At 70.5% G+C, this 21,194-nt stretch carries 11 protein-coding genes and 1 pseudogene; 9 read left to right on the top strand and 3 right to left on the bottom strand.

Annotation, left to right across the window (positions count from 1 at the left end; translation table 11 throughout):
* Nucleotide 1 precedes the first annotated feature (1 nt).
* From EV648_RS41000 to EV648_RS40965, 9 genes are all read left to right on the top strand, one after another.
* Entirely contained in the window at nt 2-5,029 is a 5,028-nt protein-coding gene (locus tag EV648_RS41000; protein WP_132301658.1) for a hypothetical protein, read from the top strand.
* Entirely contained in the window at nt 5,026-6,891 is a 1,866-nt protein-coding gene (locus EV648_RS42945; RefSeq protein ID WP_158294218.1) for a hypothetical protein, read from the top strand. Before EV648_RS41000 ends, EV648_RS42945 begins: the two co-directional genes overlap by 4 nt.
* Nucleotides 6,888-9,092, top strand: a complete 2,205-nt coding sequence (locus EV648_RS40995; RefSeq protein ID WP_158294217.1) for a phage tail protein — start codon at nt 6,888-6,890, stop codon at nt 9,090-9,092. Before EV648_RS42945 ends, EV648_RS40995 begins: the two co-directional genes overlap by 4 nt.
* A gap of 31 nt (nt 9,093-9,123) precedes the next feature.
* The gene (locus EV648_RS40990; protein ID WP_132301654.1) at nt 9,124-10,548 is read left to right on the top strand and encodes a hypothetical protein; all 1,425 of its coding nucleotides are present in this window, start codon (nt 9,124-9,126) and stop codon (nt 10,546-10,548) included.
* Nucleotides 10,545-11,438, top strand: coding sequence for a hypothetical protein (locus EV648_RS40985; RefSeq protein WP_132301652.1), 894 nt, complete (start codon nt 10,545-10,547; stop codon nt 11,436-11,438). Before EV648_RS40990 ends, EV648_RS40985 begins: the two co-directional genes overlap by 4 nt.
* Entirely contained in the window at nt 11,438-15,100 is a 3,663-nt protein-coding gene (locus tag EV648_RS40980) for a hypothetical protein (protein WP_132301650.1), read from the top strand. Before EV648_RS40985 ends, EV648_RS40980 begins: the two co-directional genes overlap by 1 nt.
* 322 nt (nt 15,101-15,422) lie before the next feature.
* Nucleotides 15,423-16,538 carry a hypothetical protein gene (locus EV648_RS40975; RefSeq protein WP_132301648.1) on the top strand — a complete coding sequence of 372 codons (1,116 nt, stop codon included), beginning with the start codon at nt 15,423-15,425 and terminating at the stop codon, nt 16,536-16,538.
* A 3-nt stretch (nt 16,539-16,541) separates the two neighbouring features.
* Nucleotides 16,542-17,189 (top strand): response regulator transcription factor, encoded by a 648-nt coding sequence (locus EV648_RS43615; RefSeq protein ID WP_199235130.1) that lies wholly within the window; start codon nt 16,542-16,544, stop codon nt 17,187-17,189.
* A 205-nt stretch (nt 17,190-17,394) separates the two neighbouring features.
* Nucleotides 17,395-17,994 (top strand): hypothetical protein, encoded by a 600-nt coding sequence (locus EV648_RS40965; protein ID WP_132301646.1) that lies wholly within the window; start codon nt 17,395-17,397, stop codon nt 17,992-17,994.
* A gap of 89 nt (nt 17,995-18,083) precedes the next feature.
* Here EV648_RS40965 and EV648_RS40960 read toward each other — a convergent pair whose 3' ends face one another.
* The 3 genes and pseudogenes from EV648_RS40960 to EV648_RS40950 form a co-directional block, all read right to left on the bottom strand.
* A complete protein-coding gene (locus EV648_RS40960; protein ID WP_241996103.1) occupies nt 18,084-18,932 on the bottom strand; it encodes an IS630 family transposase in 849 nt (282 codons plus the stop codon).
* Nucleotides 18,933-19,896: 964 nt separating this feature from the next.
* Entirely contained in the window at nt 19,897-20,121 is a 225-nt protein-coding gene (locus tag EV648_RS40955; RefSeq protein WP_132301644.1) for a hypothetical protein, read from the bottom strand.
* Nucleotides 20,122-20,288: 167 nt separating this feature from the next.
* Nucleotides 20,289-20,732 (bottom strand): annotated as a pseudogene (locus EV648_RS40950) (recombinase family protein); the annotation flags it as partial.
* Nucleotides 20,733-21,194: the final 462 nt, after the last annotated feature.

Below are 21,194 nucleotides of genomic sequence, written 5' to 3'. Positions count from 1 at the left end.
GATGCCCGAACAGCTCCCGACCACCGATGCCCGTCGAGCCGCGCAGCTGAGGGCCGAGCTGGACCGCATCGGCTCGGCCATTACTCCCGGATGGGGCGTCGCGACCGCGCCGGACTCGTTCGGGCGTGCCCTCGTCGAGATCGCCGGGCTCCTGGCCGAGGTGACGACGACCCAGCTCGATCGCACGGCCGAGCGCGATGCGCTGGCCTTCGCGGACACCCTCGACATCCCTCCGCCCGCACCGCAGGCCGCGACCGCCACCCTCGTCCTCGTCCCCGAGGAGTCGCGGACCGCGCGCACCTTGGTACCGCTCCGGACCCAGCTCGGCGTGAGCGTCGAGGGGGAGGAGGTCGTCTTCGAGACGGCACGGGCGCTCCAGGTGAGCCCGTGCCGGATCGCCGACGTCGTCGCGGTGGACCCCGGCACCGACCACGTCGAGCGTGCGCCGGGTCGCGTCATCGCGACGGAGCCGCCGCCGGCCGCCGTCGCGGGCCACCAGGTGGCGACCGCCGCCGGGGCGGCCAGCACCATGCTGCAGGTCACGCCGGCCCTGGGGATCGAGCCCGGTGACCAGGTCCGAATCCTGGGCGTGGCGTACCGCGTCGGCGACGTGAAGCAGGACCTCGTGACGCTGCTCGACCCGCTGGAGGCCGCGGTGCCCGCCAGTACCCCGCTCGAGCGCATCGAGGCCCTGGAGTCCTTCTCCCTGCGGAACCTCCAGGAGCACGCCGTCCACATCGGTCACGAGTCCCTGTTCAACCTCGAGCAGCCGGCCCGCATCGAGCTCGTGCTGACGCCGTCCGGGCTGGCCCGGCGGCTGGCCGCGTTAGACCTGCAGTACGCGATGTGGGGGACGCGGTCGGGGGAGGACGCCCCGAGGTGGCACGAGCTCGAGCTGGTCGGCGGCTCGGCCACCACGGTGACTCTGCGCAAGTCCTGGCAGGGATCCGTCGACAAGATCGAGGTCGAAGGCCGCACGAACCGCTGGCTCCGGATCGTCCACCCGGTGCCCATCACGACGGAGGGGGTGGCGGATCCCGTCGACCACGTCGCCCTGCGGGTCTCGTCCGAGCCGTCCTCCTCCGCGGCCACGACGCCGCCTCCAACGCCGATCGGCAGCACCACGATCATCCACGCATTCCACAACGCGATGCCCCTGGCGGTAACCGGCCGCTTCCTGCCGTTCGGGCCCACGCCCGCCCGCTTCGACATCTTCTCGTTCGCCGCGCCCGAGGCGCTCTCGAAGCCGGGCGCGAGGGTGGACCTCGACATCCGCGTGGCGGACGCGTCGTTGCTCGCGCTGACGGCCCCGCGGGACGGCGAGGTGAACGCGGCAGGCACGACGGCCTACGGCATCGACGTCGGCGGCCTGCTCTACTCCCTGACGATCTCGTCCGGGTCCGACGTGAGCTGGAGAGCGCTGCCGGGCCAGGCGACCGGCGGCGCCACGGCGGTGGTGCTCGACGGCGCGGCCGGGTTGCTCGTGGCGCGCACGGCCGGCTTCTTCACCTTCGACGTCCTCGTGGCTCGCGATCGGACCGGAGCGCTCGTCTACACGATGGTCGTCGACGGCGCCTTCGCTGGCACGTGGCTGCCGGTCCCCGCGGATGCCGGCGGCGACGCCGCGCTCGACGACGTCGTGCTGGTCAGGGGTGCGCTGCCGGGCGCCCCGAGCCCGGTCCGTCTCCTGCGCGTCGTCGACGGCCAGCTCCGAACCTGCGGCCTGGCGGCGAGCGGTCCCGACACCGTGTGGCAGACCGTGTCGTCGGCGGGGGTGGGCGGCCCCGATCTCGACCAGCCGGTGGCGATGACGCTGGTGCGGGGGACATCCGCGCAGGGCGGGGCAGCGTCGGTCACCATCGACATCGTCCTCGTCGCCGACGAGGGCTCGACGTGGCTCGGACGCATCGGTCCCGGGGCCGGCGGCCTCGCCGTCACCTGGAGGAAGCTGGCCGCGATGGGTGCGCGCGCCGACGTCCGCCCGGCCGCCACGCGACACGTGCGGACCGGCGCCGGTGAACAGCTCTGGGCGGCGTGGGCCGACGACAACGTCGGCATCGCCGCCTGGACCGGACGGACCGACGGCACCGTCGGCACGCGCCGCGACGCGAGCTTCCCGGGGTTCGCCGCTGCCTCCGGGAGCTCGCTGCGCGTGGCCGCGCAGCCGTGGGCCCCCTGGGCGACGCAGCCGCTCACCACGGCCGTCGCGTCCGATGGCCAGGGGAATCGCTCGGTCCTGGTGTGGTTCGACGAGAACTCCAGGAAGCGAGCCGCCCTGCCACACGACACGGCCGACCTGCCGCCCACGGACCTCGTCATCGTCGGGCCCCCGGTGGCGCAAGGGCCTCAGCGACCCCTGCTGGTGCTGCCCCGGACGGGCGAGGCACTCGTTGTCGCCCCCGTCGACCTGGAGGCGGGCGTCCCGCTGACCGCGGACCTGCGCGACGGGCTCGCCATCACGAACGAGACGGACGCGTCGCACTACGTGGATCTCGAGTGGGCCCAGGCGTCACGGGTGCAGGAGCTCGCGGCGGCCCGGATCATCAACGCGTCCGGCGACGACCGCGTCTACGAGATCGGCGGCGGCCTCCAGGGGGCCACGACGTACCGGTTCCTTCGGCGCCTCGGGACTGCCGCACACGACGTGATCGGCAAGGCCCGTGCCGGTGGGCAGCTGCGGTTGGAGGCCAACGACTCGCTCACCGACGTCGACGATCGCCTGGTCATCGGCACCGCGTCGACGAAGGTCACCGCCATCGACGACGTGACGGAGCCCGGGTTCCGGATCGCGACCCTCGACCCGCCCCTCGCCGGCACCGCCGTCGACGACGACGTCACATACACCGCGACGAAGGTGCTTGCGTCCGGGACCGTGGATCCGGCGGACCGGCGAACACTGGTGCACCTCGGGTCGGCCGTCAAGGCAGGCGACGTGGTGCGGTTCGACGACGGCGATCCGGAGCTGCTCGTCGTGGGCGCCGACGCGCGCAGCACCGACGGGCGGTGGTGGCGGACGGGAACCGCCTGGACGACCGTTCCGGCGTCCGGGTCGGCAGTGGTGCTGGGTGATGCGACCATCGGCGCCTGGACCGATCGAGTGCTCGAGCGCGGTTTCGACAACCCCGAACTCTCGTGGGAGTTTTTCGACGGCGACGGGTGGCGGCGGCTCGAGGACGGGTTCGTCGACCGCACCCGTGAACTGGCAGCCGGCGGCACGGTCTCGTTCCGGGTCCCCGCGGCCCTCGCGCCGACCGAGATCGGCGGTCGCGAGGACCTCTGGATCCGCGCCCGGCTCGTGGGCGGCGACTACGGCCGCCCGAAGTACGTCGTCACGTCGCAGACGACCGGGAACACGACGATCCAGTCGGCGGACATCGACACCACCGGGATGCACCCGCCGGAGATCGTGTCGATCGAGGCCTCGTTCGTCCTGGACGGCCGGGTGGCACCCGAGTGCGTGCTGGTCCGCGACAACCTGGCGACCCTGGACCAGACCCAGGCCAGCGCGGCGGACCAGGCGCGCTTCGCGTTGTTCTCGGGCGCCCGCGCCCTCGACTCCGAGGTCGACGGCCCGGCGCTGTACGTCTGCCTCACCCGCCCACCGGTGGGCTCGCTGGCGCTCCTCGCGGTCGTCGACGACCAGGCGGTCGGGGCCACCCTCACGGCAGAGGTGCTGACCGCCGCCGGATGGCGGCAGGCCGGCGTCGAGGACGAGACCGTGGCGCTGCACCGCACCGGCCTGGTCCAGGTGTTCCCGTCAACGCCGCCGGTCCGGGCTGCACGGTTCGGACGCGAGGGCTTCTGGCTGCGGCTGCGGTGCGTGACCGGAGCGACCGGGGACTGGAGACCGGTCGTGCGTGGACTGTTCGTGAACGCGGTTCCCGCCCAACAGGCCCGGACCATCGTGCAGGAGATCCTGGGCTCGAGCCGCGGGGAGCCGTCCCTGGTCCTCGAACTGGCGGAGCAGCCCGTCCTGCCGGAGACCGTCGAGATGCGCGTGCGGGAGGAGCTCGGCCAGGACGAGCTCCGGGCGCTCGAGGCGGACCTGCGCCGCTCGAGGCTCCGCTCTGGTCGTCCTCCGTCGGAGGTGCCGCGCGCCGCCGTGCAGGTCGACGGGATCGACGGCACCTGGGTACTCTGGCGCCTGGTCGACTCCTTCATCGGCGCCGACGGCGACGCGCGCGTGTACCGACTGGATCCCCGGACCGGCGGTGTCACCTTCGGCGACGGCCGGCAGGGCAAGGTCCCGCCGGCCGGCAGCGATGCCATCCGCGCCTTCCGGTACCAGCAGGGCGGAGGCCCCCAGGGCAACGCGCCCGCCTGGAGTGACGTGGCGGTGAAGTCGGCGCTCGAGGGCATCGAGTCGGTGGTGCTGCCGGTCGACGCCGCCGGGGGAGTCGCCAGCCTGGAGCCGACGGCCCTGCTCGTCACCGCACCAGCCCGCCTGCGCTCCGCAGGCCGCGCCCTTGCGGTCGCCGACTACCAGGCGCTGGCCGTCGCGGCCGCCGCGCAGATCGTCAGGGCCCGGTGCACCCCGCCCGCGCACCCCGGCGACCCGGTCGTAGTCGCCATCGCGATCCGGGACGGGACACGTCGCCCCGTGCCGTCCCTCGCGCTCCGGGCTGCGGTGGCGAGGAAGCTGCGCTCGGCCGGCTGGGGCGGCCTGGTGGCGCGCCGGCTGCGCGTCGCCCCACCGACGTACGTGCCCGTGGCGGTCTCCGTGAGGTTGCGGGCGCGGGGGGATCTCGCCGCCCAGGTCGAGCAGGTCGCGACGGACAGGCTGGTCGCGCTGCTCCATCCGACCGAGGGCGGCCCCGGCGGCTCGGGCGGGTGGCCGTTCGGGCGGCGCCTCTGGGAGAGCGATGTCCTGCGGGCACTGCACCACGTGGACGGCATCGACCGCGTGGTCGACGTCGAGCTTCGCCGCGTTGACGGGCACGACGACCTCGACGTCATGCCGGCCGATGGGCTCATCTGCGCGGCGGTCCCTGACGTCGCCGTGCACGTCGAACCGATGGTCGAGCCATGACCTCCATCGTCCCCGACCTCGACACCACGACCTTCGAGCAGCTCGTCGAGCGGGCTCGCGGACAGATCCCTCGGTTCGCGCCCGGCTGGACCGACCACAACCTCCACGACCCGGGCATGACCCTGCTCGACCTGCTGGCGTGGATCGTCGACCAGCAAGCGTACCGGGTCGGGTTCGTCGGTGACCGGCACCTGGCGGCGTTCGCCGCCCTCCTCGGCGCGGGACCGAGTGGTCCGATTCCTGCTCACGGCCTCCTGTGGCCCGAGCGGTCGATCCGCGCCGAGCGGGCGCTCGTCGCGGGCACCACGGTGACGTGCGCGACGGAGCCCGACCTGCCCTTCGTGCTCGAGGAGGCGCTCCACGTCTCACCCGCTCGCCTGACCGAGCTGGTCGTGTGCGGCGATCGCACCCCCGTCGCCGTGCCCCACGACGGTGCTCGCATGGCTCCGATCTCGCTCGTTCCGGCCGGTCCCGGCGGTCGCACGACGTTGACCCTGCGCTTCGATCGGCCACTCGTCGGGAGGCCACCGGGGCCGGTGTCGATCGGCTTCGCCGTCGAGCCACCGCCCGGAGAGCCCCCTGAGCCCTCCGCGCACTCCTGGGGGCCGCTGCGCTTCGAGCACCGCCGCGGCGAGGAGCCTTGGGCGACGGCCGAGCTCGTCTCCGACGGCACGGCCGCGCTGGCGCGGACCGGCGCCGTGATCGTCGAGGTGCCCACGAGCGATGCGAGGACGTCGGTCGATCCGTCCGAGCTCCGCCTCGTGCTCGACGCGGACGCGGTTCCCCTCGAGCGCCGCATCCTCCGGGTCGAGGTCAACGTGCTTCCCGTCGTCCAGCAGGTTCTCGACGAGTCGGCGCGCGGGCACCGGGGCACCGGCCTGCCGGACCAGGAGGTCGCGTTCGACAGCACCGACCTGGTGGACGCCGGTGCACTCGAGGTCCGGGTCGGTGAAGATGTGTGGGAGGAGCGTCCGACGCTGGTCGACGCCGGACCCGACGACCGCGTCTACGTGCGGCGACCGGATGCGCTGGTCTTCGGGAACGGCGTGAACGGCCGCGTACCGGCACCGGACGCCGTGATCCGCACCGGGCCGGTCACCCGGACGCTCGGCGACCGCGTTCGGGTCCGTGCGGGACTCGTCTGGAACGTCCCGGCCCTCGACCCCGACGGGGACGCGTTCGCCACCACCGTCGACTCGATCGGCCCCGGCCGTGGGCCTACCGACGGTGCCGGCCTGCTGGCGGCCGCCCGGCGCACCGCGATCACGCGCACGGCCCTGCTCACCAATGAGGAGCTCGCCGCCGCGGCTCGCCCGCTGCCCGGATTCGCCGTGGCGCGCGCCGAGGTGCTTGACGGGTTCCACCCGGACGTGCCCGCCCGGCGCATCGACGGCACGCGAACGCTGGTCGTCATCCCGCACCGGGGCCTCGGCGTCGCCGCGACCGCTCCCCGTCCGGCCTACCTGGAGGCGGTCCGGCGCCTCCTCGCTGACCGCCGGGTGCTCGGCGACCGCCTCATCGTCGCCGGCCACTCCATCGCCTCGGTGTCCGTGCACCTGACCCTCCTGGCCACACCGGGCATCGACCTGGCGGAGGTCCGAGCCGGGGTCGTGGCGGCCCTGTGCTCACGGTTCACCGACGTGCCCCGCGATGACGCGATCGCGCCATGGCCCCTCGGGCGGACCGTGACCTGCGAGGAGGTGACCGCTCTCGCCGCCGTGTGCGACGGGGTACTGGCCGTCGAGTCGTGCGCCATCGGCCGCGCCGGCGGTCCTACGGGGGAGCAGCCGATCGAGCTCGTCAGGGACGAGGTGGCCGTCACCGCGCAGGACGACCTCCGGGTGGAGGTGGTGAGGCCATGAGCCGCCTGCCGGATTCCAGCTACCACTTCGCGACCGAGGCCCAGTGGCGCACCGGCATGCGCGACGACTTGGGAGTCCTGGGCGGGTCGCTCCGTCCGCCGCGCTCACGGCGACCCCTGCTCGTCCCGGGCTCCGGCCCGGCGGATGGCGGCGCGCTGATCGCACTCGACCCGTGCGGGCGCCCGCTGTGGGTGCGACCGGGGGACCGATCGGTCCGGCGTCTCGAGGAGCTCGGGGTGGCCGAGCTCGGCGGTCTCACCCGTGGCGCGGCACCGGTGGCCCTGACGATCAGCGGCGGCCAGCTCTGGCTCGCGACGTCCGCCGGGGTCGAGCGCCATGAGGCTCACGACCTCCAGCGGCTGGGCGTCATCACCCACGCAGTGGTGGGGACGGGCCGCCGACCGATCGCCCTGTGCCCCGACGGGGCGGGCGGCGTCTGGGTCCTCGTGGCCGGGAAGACGGGCTGTCTCACGCCGGTCCGACTCGACTGCTGGGGTGCGCCGGTCGGCGAGCCCGGGCCGCTGCCCCTCGCCGGCGACGACTCGGGGCGCCTGGCGGCGACGCGGGACGGCGTGGTCGTCGTGCCCTCGCGGACGTCGCGCCTGGCCGTGGTCATGCGACAGCCGCGGCCGGGCGGCGAGATGGCGGCCCTGCCGCTAGGCCCCGGGGCGGACGTGAGTGCGCTCACGGTCGATGCCGACGACCGGTTGGTCCTGCTCCGTGCCGACGACACGGGGAGAACGGTCGTGGAGGTCCTCACGCTGGACGGGCAGATCGACGAGCGACACCGGCTGGAGCTGCCGCGTCGACTCGGTCGTCCGTCTGCCGTGGTTGCTGGCCATGAGGTGGTGATCGTCGGATCCGGTGGCCTCGCGGTGCTCGAACCCTCGGCCACCTCGACCTCGCGCCGGATCTCGACCTACGTGACGCCGACGCTGCGCTCCCCGGCCGGCCAGGAACGCGCGGACGGGCCCCGCGGCCGGTCGTTCGGAGGGTGGAACCGCGCCGAGGTCGACATGACGTTGCCGCGAGGCACCACGATGGAGCTGGCGTGGGCCGTCACTGACGACGAGTCGACAGTCCAGGACGTCGCCGCAATCATGGCCGATCCCGGTCTCACCCCGCGCAACCGCATCGAGGCGCTCGACTCCCACCTGTCCTGGCCGGCCCACGACTGTGTCGTCTACGACTCCCCGGAGGGCTCCGACGGTGGCGCGGGCGGGGCGCCGGAGCTCCTGGCCGCGTCGATCGACCGGCCCGAGCAGTACCTGTGGCTGCGGGTCACCCTCACAACCGCGGCCGGCGCGGAACCCCCGACGCTCGCCGGACTCCACGTGTCGTACCCGTCGGCCTCCTACGTCGACGACCTCCCGGCCGTCTACAGCGAGGATCCGGCCTCGGCATCGCAGCTGCGTCGTCTCCTCGCCCCGTTCGAGGTCCTGTTCGACGGGCTCGACGCACGGATCGATGCCCTGCCGTCGCGGATCGACCCCGGCACCGCGGACGACGAGTGGACGCCGGTGCTGCTGGGCTGGCTTGGCCTACCGCTCCTCGAGGACCTCGCGCAGGACCGGCGCCGGACGCTCCTGCGCGAGCTGCCGCAGCTGCAGGAGGCGCGGGGCACGGAACGAGCGCTGGTGCGCGCACTCGAGATCGTGACCGGGCATCGAGTCATTGTCCGCGACCACAGCGACGAGCCGTCGTGGTGGTTCCTCCCGCGCCGCGATCGGCCGCGCGGATTCCGGCTCGGGATCGACACGGTCGTCGCCGGGGCGCAGCCGGCGCCCTTCCGTGCCGGGACCGCCGTGCTCGGGGCCAGCCCGCTCGGCAGCGCCTGCGTCGACCCCGATCGCGTGGTCGCCGAGCGCGCCGGACTCCTCGAGGTGAGCCTCGCGCTGCCGGCCGACCAGCGGGCCGGAGCGCGCTCGATCGTCGACCGCATCCTCTCGGTGTTCGCCCCCGCCCACTGTCGTGTCGTCGTCCACAATCGACCGATGCCGGGCACCTCGTCCCCTCGCATCGGGGTCGACCTCCGCGTCGCCGGCTCCGCCACGGACGGCCCGGAGGCCCGCCTCGACGACGGGCGTAGGGAGCTCGGGACGGACACCGAGCTCGGCGCTTGGGCGCTCCCCGTGCCCGCCTCCGGCCTCGCCACCATCGACGACTCGGCGCTCGACGGCGCCTCGACCCACTTGACCTGACCATGACCACCCGCCGACAAGAGGAGCTCACATGAACACCACCGTCGCTGCTCACGAGCCCTGGTCGAAACGGCCGCGGTTCGCCCCTCGCCAACTCCTCGACGCCCAGCGCCTCAACGCTGCGCTCGACGACGAGCTCGACCGCCAACGGCTCCTCAACGTCGCCCTCCACGGGTGGGGCGTCGTCTTCGGCTTCGGGGTCGAAATCCCGGGCAGCGGCCCCGATCACCGACTGAGAAGGGCCGACTGCGTGCGGGTCACCTGTGGGCTGGCGCTCGACGCCTTCGGCCGCATGCTGCACACCGAGGATCGCTGGCTGTCCCTCGCCCAGCTCGAGGGCAAAGTGCCGGCGGGCGAAGGCACCTACACGCTGCTCGTGCACCACGCCGAGCGGCTCGATCCGCCGGATCACGCCTGTAGTGGCACCGGCCCCCAGTGGCGCGAGTACGGCGTGGTGTTCACCCTGCAGCCGGACTGCAAGCCCTTCGACGACGGCTGCCCGGACCTGAACGACCTCTGCCTGACCCGCACCGACTACGTGCGCCGTCGGATCGGATCGGCCAAGGGCTCACCTGGACGGTCCTCGGACCTCGATCAGGCCTGCGATCGACCCGGCTCGTTGCGACCAGCCCGGTGCGGCTCCTGGTGCTACGACCCGGCCGCGGGGGTGCCCATCGCCTGCGTCCAGATCAGCGATCGAAGCGAGGGCGACGAGACGGGCGGCGACACGCATGGCGAGGAAACTGGGAAGGCTCGTCGAGACGAGCACCAGGGCCATCAGGACGCGCCCTGCCTGGTGATCGACCGCGTCTGCACCGACGAGTGTTCGCCGGTGCGCCACGTGTACCGGTCTCCGCTTCTTCATGAGCTGCTCAGCTGCTGCGACGTCGACCTGCCCCGTGTCGAACGTGTGTCCTGGCCCGCGTGGTGGACGATGTCCAGCCGTCCCGTCACGTGGGACGACTTCGTGGCTCGCATCCAGGACGTGGATGAGGACCATGCAGACGACGGGTTCGCGATCTGGTTCACGCGGCCCGTCAGGACGAACACGGTCACTCCTTCTTCTGCCATCCTGACCGTCCTGGTGCCGGAACGACGGGCCGACTACTGGGAAGCGGCACGAGTGCCGATCGCCGTTCATCCCTTGTCGGTCGATGGTGATCTCGCCCGCGGCGTACAGCTCGTCCCCACATCGAACTGGCGCCGCAACGAGACCAACGACGAGTGGTCCTCCTTCGAGCGCGGCGCTCGCTTCGAGATCACGCTCCGAGGACAGCTCATCCGCGACGACTGCGGCCACATGCTCAATGCAGTGCCCACCGACGTCGGCTGCGCCCCCTGTCAAGGCCGGCCCGGCGACGACGTCGTCTGGCCGTTCGCCGTGAGCCGCCGCCGCCGGCCCGACGAGGGCGATGGCGATCCGTACGACACGACACCACAGGGAGAGACGACATGAGTACTCACCAGACCGCCGATCTCCAGGTGATCGTGCCCACCACGGTCGAGCGCGTGCAGTTCCACGACGGCCAGCTCGTCGACGCCGACGCCCTCACGGCCGCGGCGATGTTCCCCGTGTCGTTGCTGCAGCTGGTGCTGCGGTCGTTCCTCGGCTGCGGCATCGTCTGCGGGCTCGAGGTCGAGCGCCCGGACGTGAAGCGCCCGGTCGTCCGCATCAAGCCTGGCGTCATGGTCGACTACCACGGCATGCCCGTGGAGCTCTGCCGCGAGGCGGTGCTCGACCTCACGCCGGACCCGTGCGCCTGTGAGATGGAGAAGCGGACGCTGGCCATCGTCATGCGCCGGGCCACGTCCGAGGACGCGCCGCGCCGACCCTGCGGGTGTGGGTGCGGTGAGTCGGAGTCTGCGCACGACGACTGCAACCGAGTGCGCGACCAGGTGCTGATCAAGGCGGTCGACCTGCAGCGCCTCGATCCCGTCCGAGACCACGTGTGCTGGACGGCGCCGGAGGACTCCGGTGGGAGCGAGGACTCGGGGAAGTCGGGCGACGCGACCGCGCGCGTCAATGGGGATGCTGAGGCCGGGGACGGGAAGGACGAGCAGGACGAGCAGGACGAGTGCGCCTGCCTCGTGGCGTGTGCCGGGCGGTGCTGTGCCGAGCACAGCTGGGTGCTGCTGGCGTCCGTCACCATCAGTCCGGTGCAGGAGGGGGAGGGCGACTCCGGGTACACCTTGGGCGAGCTCGACCTCAGCGGTCGGAAGTACGTCAAGCCGATCGAGTGCTGCCGGTCGCACCACCAGACGAAGCCCGAGCAGGAGGCGACCGGGGTGAAGGCGAAGGCCACGAGCGTCTCGTCGGCGCCGAGTGACTCCACGTCCGAGGCCTGATGGCCGTCCCGGTCACGCGCCAGCGCGTCCAGCGACCGGTGAGCCGCCCGCGGCCGCCAGTCGCGGAGCGAGGCGCGGCGGCCGGCCGCCGGATGCCGGTGCCTGACCAGGTCGACCTCCAGCAGCGCTGGGGCAACCGGGGGACCGCCCGGTTGCTGAGCCTCGTCATGGACGAGACGCGGGCGGCGGCGGTGCCCGTCGCACCGGTCGCGGAGGTCCCGCCGCCGATCGCCGAGGCGCCGGTGCCGTTCGAGCCGGTCCCGTTTGCAGAGCCTGCGGTGGCTCCCGTGCCCCTCGTCAGCGCGGTCCTCGCTCCTGAGACGCCCGTGGCCGCGGTGCTCGACGAGACCACTGCCGGCGTGCCGCCGGAGGCTCCCAGCGTGCCCGTGCCCGAGGTGGCGGCGGCCACCGTCCCGGAGCCCGTTGCGGACCGGACGCCTCCCGAAGAGCCAGCCCCGGCAGCACCGGCGGCGCCCACTGAGCCTGCTGCCGCGGCGCCCCCTCCGCCCGCGCCGCCTCCGCCCGTGCCCCCTCCGCCCGCGCCGCCTGCGGCGCCGGAGTCCGCCCCGGGCGGTGGCGCCGCGCCGGGTGGCCCCACGTCCGCTCCGGCGACGGCCGAGGTCCCGCCCGTCCCATCCGCGGAGGAGGCGATCGCCCCCACGGTGCATGCGGTGGCCCGTCGTGCGAGCCAGCAGCGAGCGCATTCGCCGGCGGCCGTGCCGGTCGCCAACGCGAGCGCGTCTGCGCGGCAGCCCGACGTCGAACAGCGCCGCTCCTCGGCCGAGCGCACCGTCGAGGCCATCGACGCCGTGCCGCCGGGCGAGGTCCCCAAGCAGTCCTTCAAGGACGCCCTCCGCCGGGCGATCGACGAGGCCACGCCGAAGCCGAGGACGGAGGAGGAGGCCGAGAGTGTCATGGCGCATGGCGCGACCGATGCGAGCGCACAGCTGAACGCCCAGCTCGGCGTCCAGCGCGAGGAGGCGGCGGGCCCCCTCCGGTCGGCCGCCCAGGCCGAGGCGGCACCGGCATCCGAGGCCGGCGTGCCGGCGCCCGCGCCCGTCCCGGAGCCGACCGGTCCCGCGCCGGAGCCGGTTCCGGCAGGTCCCGTCGTCCCCGCACCGCTGCCGGCCGAGCGCCTGGACTACTCCGCGGACCGGTCGTCTACCGACCAGGCCATGGCCGAGGCCGGGGTCAGCACCGAGCAGCTCCAGCGCGGCAACGAGCCGGAGTTCACGCCGGCGCTCGAGGCCCGGAGCGCCGCCGAGACGCACGAGGCGAGCGCCGCGCCGCAGTACCGCGAGAGCGAGGCCGCGATGCGCGCCGAGGCGCGGACGCAGGCCGTGGCCGGACTCGATGGTGGCCTCACCGGGATGCGCGCGCACAGACTCGACCTCATCGGCCAGGTCGTCGGGGAGCAGGACGCCACGAGGACGGGCCAGTCCCAGCAACGCCGCCTGGTCACCGAGCGCGTGGCCGCCATCCACGAGGCGACCCGCAACGACGTCGAGGCGATCCTGACCGCGATGGACGCCAACGCCGTCGCGATCTTCGCGGTCGGGCTGCGCGAGGCCGAGGAGGCGTACGAGCGCGCGTTCGAGGAGGCCAAGGGCGGCATCGGCAACTGGCTCACCGAGTGGGGCAGTGACTGGGACCGGTTGATCGAGCGGTCGCTCACGACCGGCCGTACCTCGTACCTCGAGCGCGTCGGCCGGGCCATCGACGAGGTCGCGGCGCTCATGGAGGGCCAGCTGGCCGCCGCGAAGCAGCGGGTGGCCGCCGGCCGGGCGGAGCTGGACGCGTACGTGGCGGGCCTCGATGATGGCCTGAAGGCCGCGGGCGAGGAGGCCCGCCAGAAGGTCAGTGCCGACTTCGACGCGCTGGAGGCGTCGATCGACGACCGGCGCGACCGGCTCGTCGAGCGGCTGACCCAGCAGTACGGCGAGTCGTACCAGCGCATGTCCGAGACCGAGAACCGGCTGCGCGAGGAGAACAAGTCCCTCTGGCAGCGCGTCTACGACGCGACGATCGGCGTGGTCAGGAAGATCCTCGAGTTCAAGGAGATGCTGCTCTCGGTCCTGGCCGAGGCCGCCTCGGTGGTCATGCTGATCATCGCCGACCCGATCCAGTTCCTGAAGAACCTGATCAGCGCAGTGATGCAGGGCGTAACCAACTTCAAGGACCACATCGTCGCGCACCTGCAGAAGGGCCTGCTCGACTGGATCTTCGGAGCCGTCGCCGGGGCCGGGATCCAGCTACCGGCGAAGTTCGACCTCCCGGGCATCCTCGGGCTGATCCTTCAGGTCCTCGGGCTGACCTGGCAGAACATCCGACGCATCGCCGTCGAGATCGTCGGGGAGCCGATCGTGCACGCCCTGGAGATGTTCGCCGAGCCGGTCATCGTGCTGGTCCGTGAGGGGCCGGCGGGCCTGTGGAAGTGGATCAAGGAGAAGCTGTCCGACCTCAAGGCGATGCTGCTCGATGAGATCCAGAGCTGGCTGATCACGAACGTGGTCGAGGCGGGGATCAAGTGGATCCTTGGCCTGCTGACACCGGTGGGTGCGTTCATCAAGGCCTGCAAGGCGATCTACGACATCGTCATGTTCTTCGTAGAGCGGGCCAAGCAGGTGGCCGACCTCGTCAAGGCCGTCACCGAGTCGGTGGGCGCCATCGCCCGTGGCTCGCTCGGCGGGGCCGCGCAGCGGGTCGAGGATGCCCTCGCGCGCTCCATCCCCGTTGCCATCGGCCTGCTGGCGAGCTTGCTGGGGCTGGACAACCTCAGCGCGACCATCGCCAAGTTCATCCAGCGCATTCGGAAGCCCGTCGAGGCCTCCATCCGCTGGCTCATCGGCAAAGCGGTCGAGCTCGTCAAGGCCGCCGGAAGGCTGTTGGGGTTCGGCAAGGACGACAAGGACCCACACGGTGGTGACGCGGAACAGGAGGCCAAGATCGCCGCCGCGCTCGCCGACATCGACAGGCGGGACGCCGAGGCCGACACCGGCGAAGGAATCGAGCGTGAACAAGCAGAAGAAATCGCGAGCGCCACCCAGGCGAGCCATCCAGTCCTCACCAGTATTTCAGTGCTGGAAACACCGACGAGATTCAATTACATCTGGACGAGCAGTCCTCCGAAGTCCAAATCAGGCCCGAAGAAGAAGCAGAAGAAGAGTCAAGCGGTCAAGCAGTCTGGAGGCGGCTCGCCCAGTGGGAAACCCGAGTATGAGGAACTTGGCCCCGAAGTGATGCCTGAGTTCATTGGGCCGGAGCGTGCGCCATACGAAAGTGGCAAGACAGAACTCAAACCAGGTGACATCGACGTCTACGGATCCTTCAACACCGAGCCTCGCCGTGGCGATCGACTCGCGGGCCATGAGGTAGTCCAGGCCGGGTACCTGAAGGCGACCGGAGTCATCGAGGAGCGAGGAAAGGGTCCGGTCGCGCGGGCGAATCCCAGCTTGGCCGTTGACAAGGACGAGCACGACGCGATTGGTGCCGCGCAGAGAGATCTCGGGCTGCACGATCGCGACAAACTTGCGGGGATGAGTGCTCAGGAGGTCGTCGACAAGAACATCAAGGCGCTCGAGACTGCCGGGGTGGAACGGAGCCGAATCGAGACGATGCGTCGCCTGGCGGAAGAGTTCGCGGCCGAACACACAAAGCCGTAGTGCATGACGGTTTCGCTCGGATCATGTCCAGCGGCTCGCGGGCAGAAGCTCACCTGATCCGCCGGGCCCGGGTGGTGTGCAGCCGAACTTCTCCGCCAGATGGATGTACGCGGCCACGCTAGACACGTGCCAACCCGATCCGCTGCTTGGCGTGTGCGTCGCGATGAGCGAGGTCTTACGTCCGGCCTGGCTGGCGTCGACCTGACCGCCCCCGGCGCGTCGGAGTTGGTGACACCACGGCGACGGTGACGTGACGGGACGCTGCGAAGTTCGGTGTCGGGCCCGTCCGACCGGTCGAGCCGGCGCGAGGAGGTGGGGTCCGATGTCCACAGAGGGCAGTCAGGAAGGGAGCAACTCGGCACCGTCCGGTGGCGGCGGCTGCAAGGATCCGACCGACGCGTACATCGCGTTGCAGTGCTTCGTCGCGCAGGACTCCGTGGTGAGCGAGCACCGCAAGAAGGCGCTCGACGACATGAAGACCCGCACCACCGCGGTCAAGGGCATCCAGGTCACCTACGAGGACGCGCTCGCCGCGCAGAAGTCGGGGCTCGAGCAACTGCTCCAGGACCTGAAGGCGATCAAGAAGACGCTCGAGTGCCAGGTCACCGATCGGCGGGACGACCTCATCCGGTGCTTCTGCAAGAAGGTCACGCAGGAATCGGGTGGTGCGTCGCCCATCACCATGCCCGACAACCCGTGCCCGAAGGCGGAACGGCGGAACCCGGCCGACCTGGAGGAGCTGCGGACCGCGCAGGACGCGGTCACCTCCGCCATCGAGGCGCACAAGAGCAGACTGGACGACCTGACCGGCCTCCCGAACGGCCTGAAGGCGACGGTCGAGCAGCTGGCCGCGAAGGTCAAGGACCTCAACACGAAGATCTGCGACAAGACCATCGACGCCGAGCGCGCCTTCGTCATGCAGCTGCACTACCGCAGGGCGTACGTCGAGCTGCGTCGCAAGCTCACCGACCCGAGTACCTTCGTGTGCCGGATCTATGACCTCCTCGATGAGCTGTTCCGGCTCTACGCCTGGGACGTGTGCGTTGCCGGTGCCATCACGTGGCTGGAGAAGAAGAAGCAGCTCGACGACGAGCGGTCGAAGGGCCAGGACGCGGAGGGCGCGTTCATCGACGACGTCCTGCGGTGCTCCAAGCCGAAGAAGCCGCCGAAGCCGCCCAACGATGACACGGACGACGTGGACCAGCTCGACCCGTGCCGCAGCGTCGGGCAAGGCGGTCAGAAGCCCGACACCCAGCCGACGGAGCAGGGCACCGACGGCGGAGGCGGGAAGGGCGAGCCGGCACCCACCGGTCAGTACCCGCAGGCCGAGCAGACCACGCAGCAGGCTCCGACCGAGCAGCCCCCGCAGACCCAGCAGGCACCGACGGCGCAGGAGACACAGCCTCCGTCCGACGGGCCGGCCACAGCGCAGAGTTGAGCCGTGGCTCGCGTGCTGCTGTACGCGACGGCCCGGTTGTTCGCCGAGGCCGTGGGCGCCTGCCTGCGGCGCGACGACCTCGTTGACGATCTCGTGGTCGTCCACGACTCGCTCGCGGTCGCCGGGACCGCGTGGGACTCCGAGGTGGACATCGTGCTCTACGACATCACCGCGAGCGGGGCGCTCTCGGCGGTGCGTGACCTCACGGACCAGCTGGTCGAGGTGCCGGTCGTGGCACTCACCGCGTCCCCGAGCGCGAACGACGTCATCGCGTACGCCGATGCCGGGCTGGTGGCCTGGGTGCCGCGCGACGCGACGCTGGAGGAGCTCGTCGGCGTGCTGGGCATGGCGCTGCGGGGTGAGACGACCTGTGACCCGAGGGTGACGAGATCGCTCGTCGACGAGCTCCGCCGCCGACGTGAGTCGTGCGAGATCGTCGCGGCGGCCGAACTGCTGACGCGCCGCGAGGCCGAGACCGTCCGCCTACTCGAGCAGGGCTACACGAACAAGGAGATCGCGGCCGAGCTCTACCTGAGCGTGGCGACCGTGAAGAACCACGTGCACGCCGTGCTCTCGAAGCTGGAACTCACCCGGCGGGCTCAGGTCGGCGAACTCCTTCGCGAGAAGCCTTGGCTCCTGCGCTCGGCGTGACAACGCGACGAGTCGCGCGGCCTTCCGGCGATCGACACATGACCGTGGGGTATACGGAGATCGCGGACTTTCGGTTGAACCGGGCGGCGGCCGCGAACACAGACCGCACGTGTTGAGCAGGTGGCAGAGGGTCTCTGGTCTCGGCCCGTTCCGAGGAGGTCGAGTGCTCTAGCGTGGCCTGTTTCTCAGCTGAAAGGAAGGCGGCATGAATCTTGGATTCGAGTCGGTCAAGGACGTTCTCGAAGTTCTGCTGGTGCCGATCGCTCTTGGGGTGCTGGCGGTCGGCTGGCCCGCAATAGCGGAGCGCAGAAAGAGGGTGAACTTCGAGAATCTGACACGACGTGAATTGTCGGAGGCTGAGCCGCATGACCCGCGCAACTCTCAGCTTCTCTGGCATGAGCACCTGAGTCGGCGCTTTCTGCACGAGGAGATCGTCGGGTCCGTCGTCGAGAATGCCGACTTCGTGCTCAGTCTGGATCCGGAACTGTCGTATCACGTCTCTCAGCTCTGGATCGAATTCGCTAAGGCGCAGAAGGAGTCGAAGTCTGGAGTCGGCTCAAGTCCAGGGCACGCGTGCCAGTTCAGCTGGCACTTGCTGAAAGCAGCCGAGTTTCTTGATCGCCGGGGCAGCCGCACCTCGCGGCGCAAGCCGGGGTTGGTGGAGACGACATGGCGTCCGTGGGATGAGCTGATCAGGAATCAATTTCCGGAGAGTCCCCAATGCGACTTCCTTCGGCCCGGCGTAGCACCCGGATCCAGTCGGTCTGGACCGTCTGCGGTGAGTCGCCACCCCACCCGGAGGTGAGCAAGGGGGACCGCGCGACGGGTACGCGCCTGCCCGGTCCTGGCTGGCAGGTCGGGGCGTCATTGTGGGCGAAGTGGGCTAGTGCCTCGTCAAGCAACGTTGGGTAGGTAATCGGGTCGGCGGATCTTGGAGTCGACGGCGAAGTGTCGTTTGGGTTGGGCGCGTTTGTTGCGCCAGCGGACGTAGCCGGCGATCGCGGTCTCTTGGGCGGTGTGGCTTTGGTAGTCGCTGCCGTCGAGGGTGAAGTAGCGCAGGGCGGTGAACTCGCACTCGATCCAGTTCAACCACGACGCGTTGCTCGGCGTGAACACCGGCTCGACATCGTTGGCGCTGCACCAGTCGATGACCTCGGCCTTCTTGTGTGGCCCGTAGTTGTCGCACACGACGTACAGCTTCCCGGCCGGGTACCTGGACCGGAGCTGTTTGAGGAAGCCGAGGAACTCGGTCCAGCGTTTGCGGTCGCGGAACCGGTAGAACATCTGCCCGGTGGCCAGGTCCAGCGCGGCGAACATGTGCCGCACCCCGCCGGTGCGGTGATAGGTGGCCCGCAGCCTGGCCGGGCGAGCGGTGGGGAACCATCCTCTGCCCGGGCGGGGTTGGAGGTTCAGCGGCCCGAACTCGTCGACGCACAGCACGCGCCCATCGGCCGGCGGATGGTCGTACAGGCTGAGAACACGAGCCATCTTGGCGGCGAAGTCCGGGTCCTTGCTGGCCTTCCAGGTCTTGGTCGCCTGCCACCTGATCCCAGCCTTGCGCAGGATCTGGCGCACCGACTCGGTGCTGATCCGGATGCTCTTATGCTCGGCCAGGTACTCGACCAGCTTCGACAGGCTCCACGTCGTGAACGGCCGACCCAACTTCTGCGGCGGGGTCTTGGCGACCCGGCAGACCGTCTCACGCACCGGGGGGCCGAACCTGATCGGTCGGCCCCGCTCCATTTTGGGTCCAACGCCGCGAACCCCTGTTCGTTGAACGCGTGGATCACCTCCCGCGCATACTGCGGCTTCATCGCGAACATGCCCGCCGCCTCCGCAGCACTCCGCCCTTGAACCGACGCCAACACGATCCCCGCCCGGCGAAGCCGCACCCGATCCCTCGTGGTCCGCGTGATCCGCACCAGACGCTGTGCCTCCTCGGGCTCCAGCGAACGAACGAACACCTCAGGCTGTCGAGCCATCACCACCTCCGACAGCAAGCCTTCAGACTCACCACCGGACCGGTCAACCCGACACCGGTTACGACCCCAACCTTTCTGGATGAGGCTGGCGGCGGTTCGTTCGCGCTTGAGCTGCATGGCCACTTTTGGGAGACTCGGCGCTGCGGAGCGCGGCGAGCAACGAGCCGAGCAGCTGGCGGCCCCGCGAGGTGCTGGCGGCCGTCACGCCGATGCGTATTGTGCAGCCGAAGCCGTGCACGGCGGTCTTCTCGGCAAGCAAGCGTCGACGCCCGGCAGCTCCGGCCGGACTTTTGGCAGGTACAGCCGGGGCCGTGGGCCGAAGCCGATCACCGAGGACGACTTGCAGCACAAGCCGTTCACCGCTGCCCGTCTGTCCCAGGACTCCGAGAATGGCGCGGGACGTTGCCTCTGCGCGATCCAGATTGAGCGCTCTGGCGGTGTTGCCGGGGATGGTGAGCTTGGCGGCATGGTGCAGCCGTGGAGCACGAGGGCGCTCGGTCGGTACAAGTTGAGCGCCCTGCAGGTGTGTTGAGAGCTGGAGTACGTGAAGCGCTGGCGCAGGACTGGCCATCCACCACTGCACTTCGCTGGCAACGCCAACGGTCTCGATGACGACGCGAGGCGCACCGTACATGGTGGCCATTGTGCTCAGCGTGTTGGTGACCTGGTCTGGGTGGAGGCCCTGCGGCAGAAATAGGCGAGCCCACTTCATCTCGGGACGAGGGCTACGCATTCGGCGCCTCCCGATCAGGTGAATCGCCGCTCGTGGTTGTTTCCGCCTCTTTTTGCGCAGCGGCATCGGTCTCTATTTGAGCCTGGGCAAGTGCCAGACCGACGACGGCTTTGGCGATCCTCTGGATGTCCGGCTCTTTCCTCAGCTCGGAGCGAATGGAGAAACGCCGATCCTTGCCGATGGGGCGACCGGTGCGCTTTCGATTTCGTTTTGTCATGATCCTCCTTTCTGTATAATGCCGATGCATTTACGCATCATTGCTGTGATCTACTATGTGATGCGCGAATGCATCAGTCAATCGAAAGAGACGATTCCACAACGCCGAAAGGAATAAGATTTCCCCTGTTTAAGGAACACGAAAAAGCCGCCCACATGGGCGGCTTTTCACTTCACCAGCGCGCCGAGCAGCCGCGCGATCGAGGACACGGTGTTGTCGGGGTTGCCGAGCAGGTCACGAGCATGCTGGATCTGTTCGGTCGTCATCGCCGGTGGCCGGCCGAGGCGGGTGCCGCGGGACCGGGCGGCGTCAAGGCCTTCGCGGGTGCCCTGGACGATCATCTCGCGGATGAACTCGCCGAGGGCGGCGAAGACGTGGAAGACGAGCCAACCCCCGGGGGTGGTGGTGTCGAGTGCCTCGTGCAGGGACTTGAACCCGATCTCGCGTCGGCGCAGGTCGCCGACGATCGCGATCAGGTCTTGGAGGTTGCGGCCGAGTCGCCACAATTCGGTGACGGTGATGGTGTCGTTGGGTCGGGCGAACTCGAGGCACTTCCACAGCTCGGGTCGCTCGGCGTTCTTGCCGCTGAGCTTCTCCTGGAAGATCCGGGAGCACCTGGCCGCGGTAGCAGGTCGAGTTGCCGGCCGTGATTCTGATCCCTGGTAGAGACGCGGGCGTAGCCAAGGGACATGCCGCCACCGATAGCACCGAGGGGATCAGGATCGAGCAGCAACGCGGAGCGGTGGTCGAGATCGGGCGCGGTCACGCCCGCCTGTAGAAAAAGGGTGGGTGCGGAGTTGTTAGCCACTCCGGGTTTGCAACACGTTTTTCGACACCCGATGTGCGGCGTGTCGAGGTCCGGGCGGTCTGTCGGGTGGGGTGTCGAATAACGATGGTTTCTCGACACCGCTGCCCCGGCGACGCCGGAGACCCGCGACGAGACCCCAAGGCCGTCGAAAATCGTGTCGCGCAGACGGAAGCGTCAGGAACTGCCCACCTCCCTTTCTCGACGCGGCTGATGGACCTGCCGGCCGCCGCCGAGTCCCCCGGTGATAACTGCTGTTACAACAGGG

Origin of the sequence: Kribbella sp. VKM Ac-2568 (genome assembly GCF_004345365.1) — a bacterium.
In the GTDB taxonomy this organism is placed as follows: domain Bacteria; phylum Actinomycetota; class Actinomycetes; order Propionibacteriales; family Kribbellaceae; genus Kribbella; species Kribbella orskensis.
The sequence above is the reverse complement of the archived record's forward strand: the minus strand, read 5'-3'. Positions and strand labels throughout refer to the sequence as shown.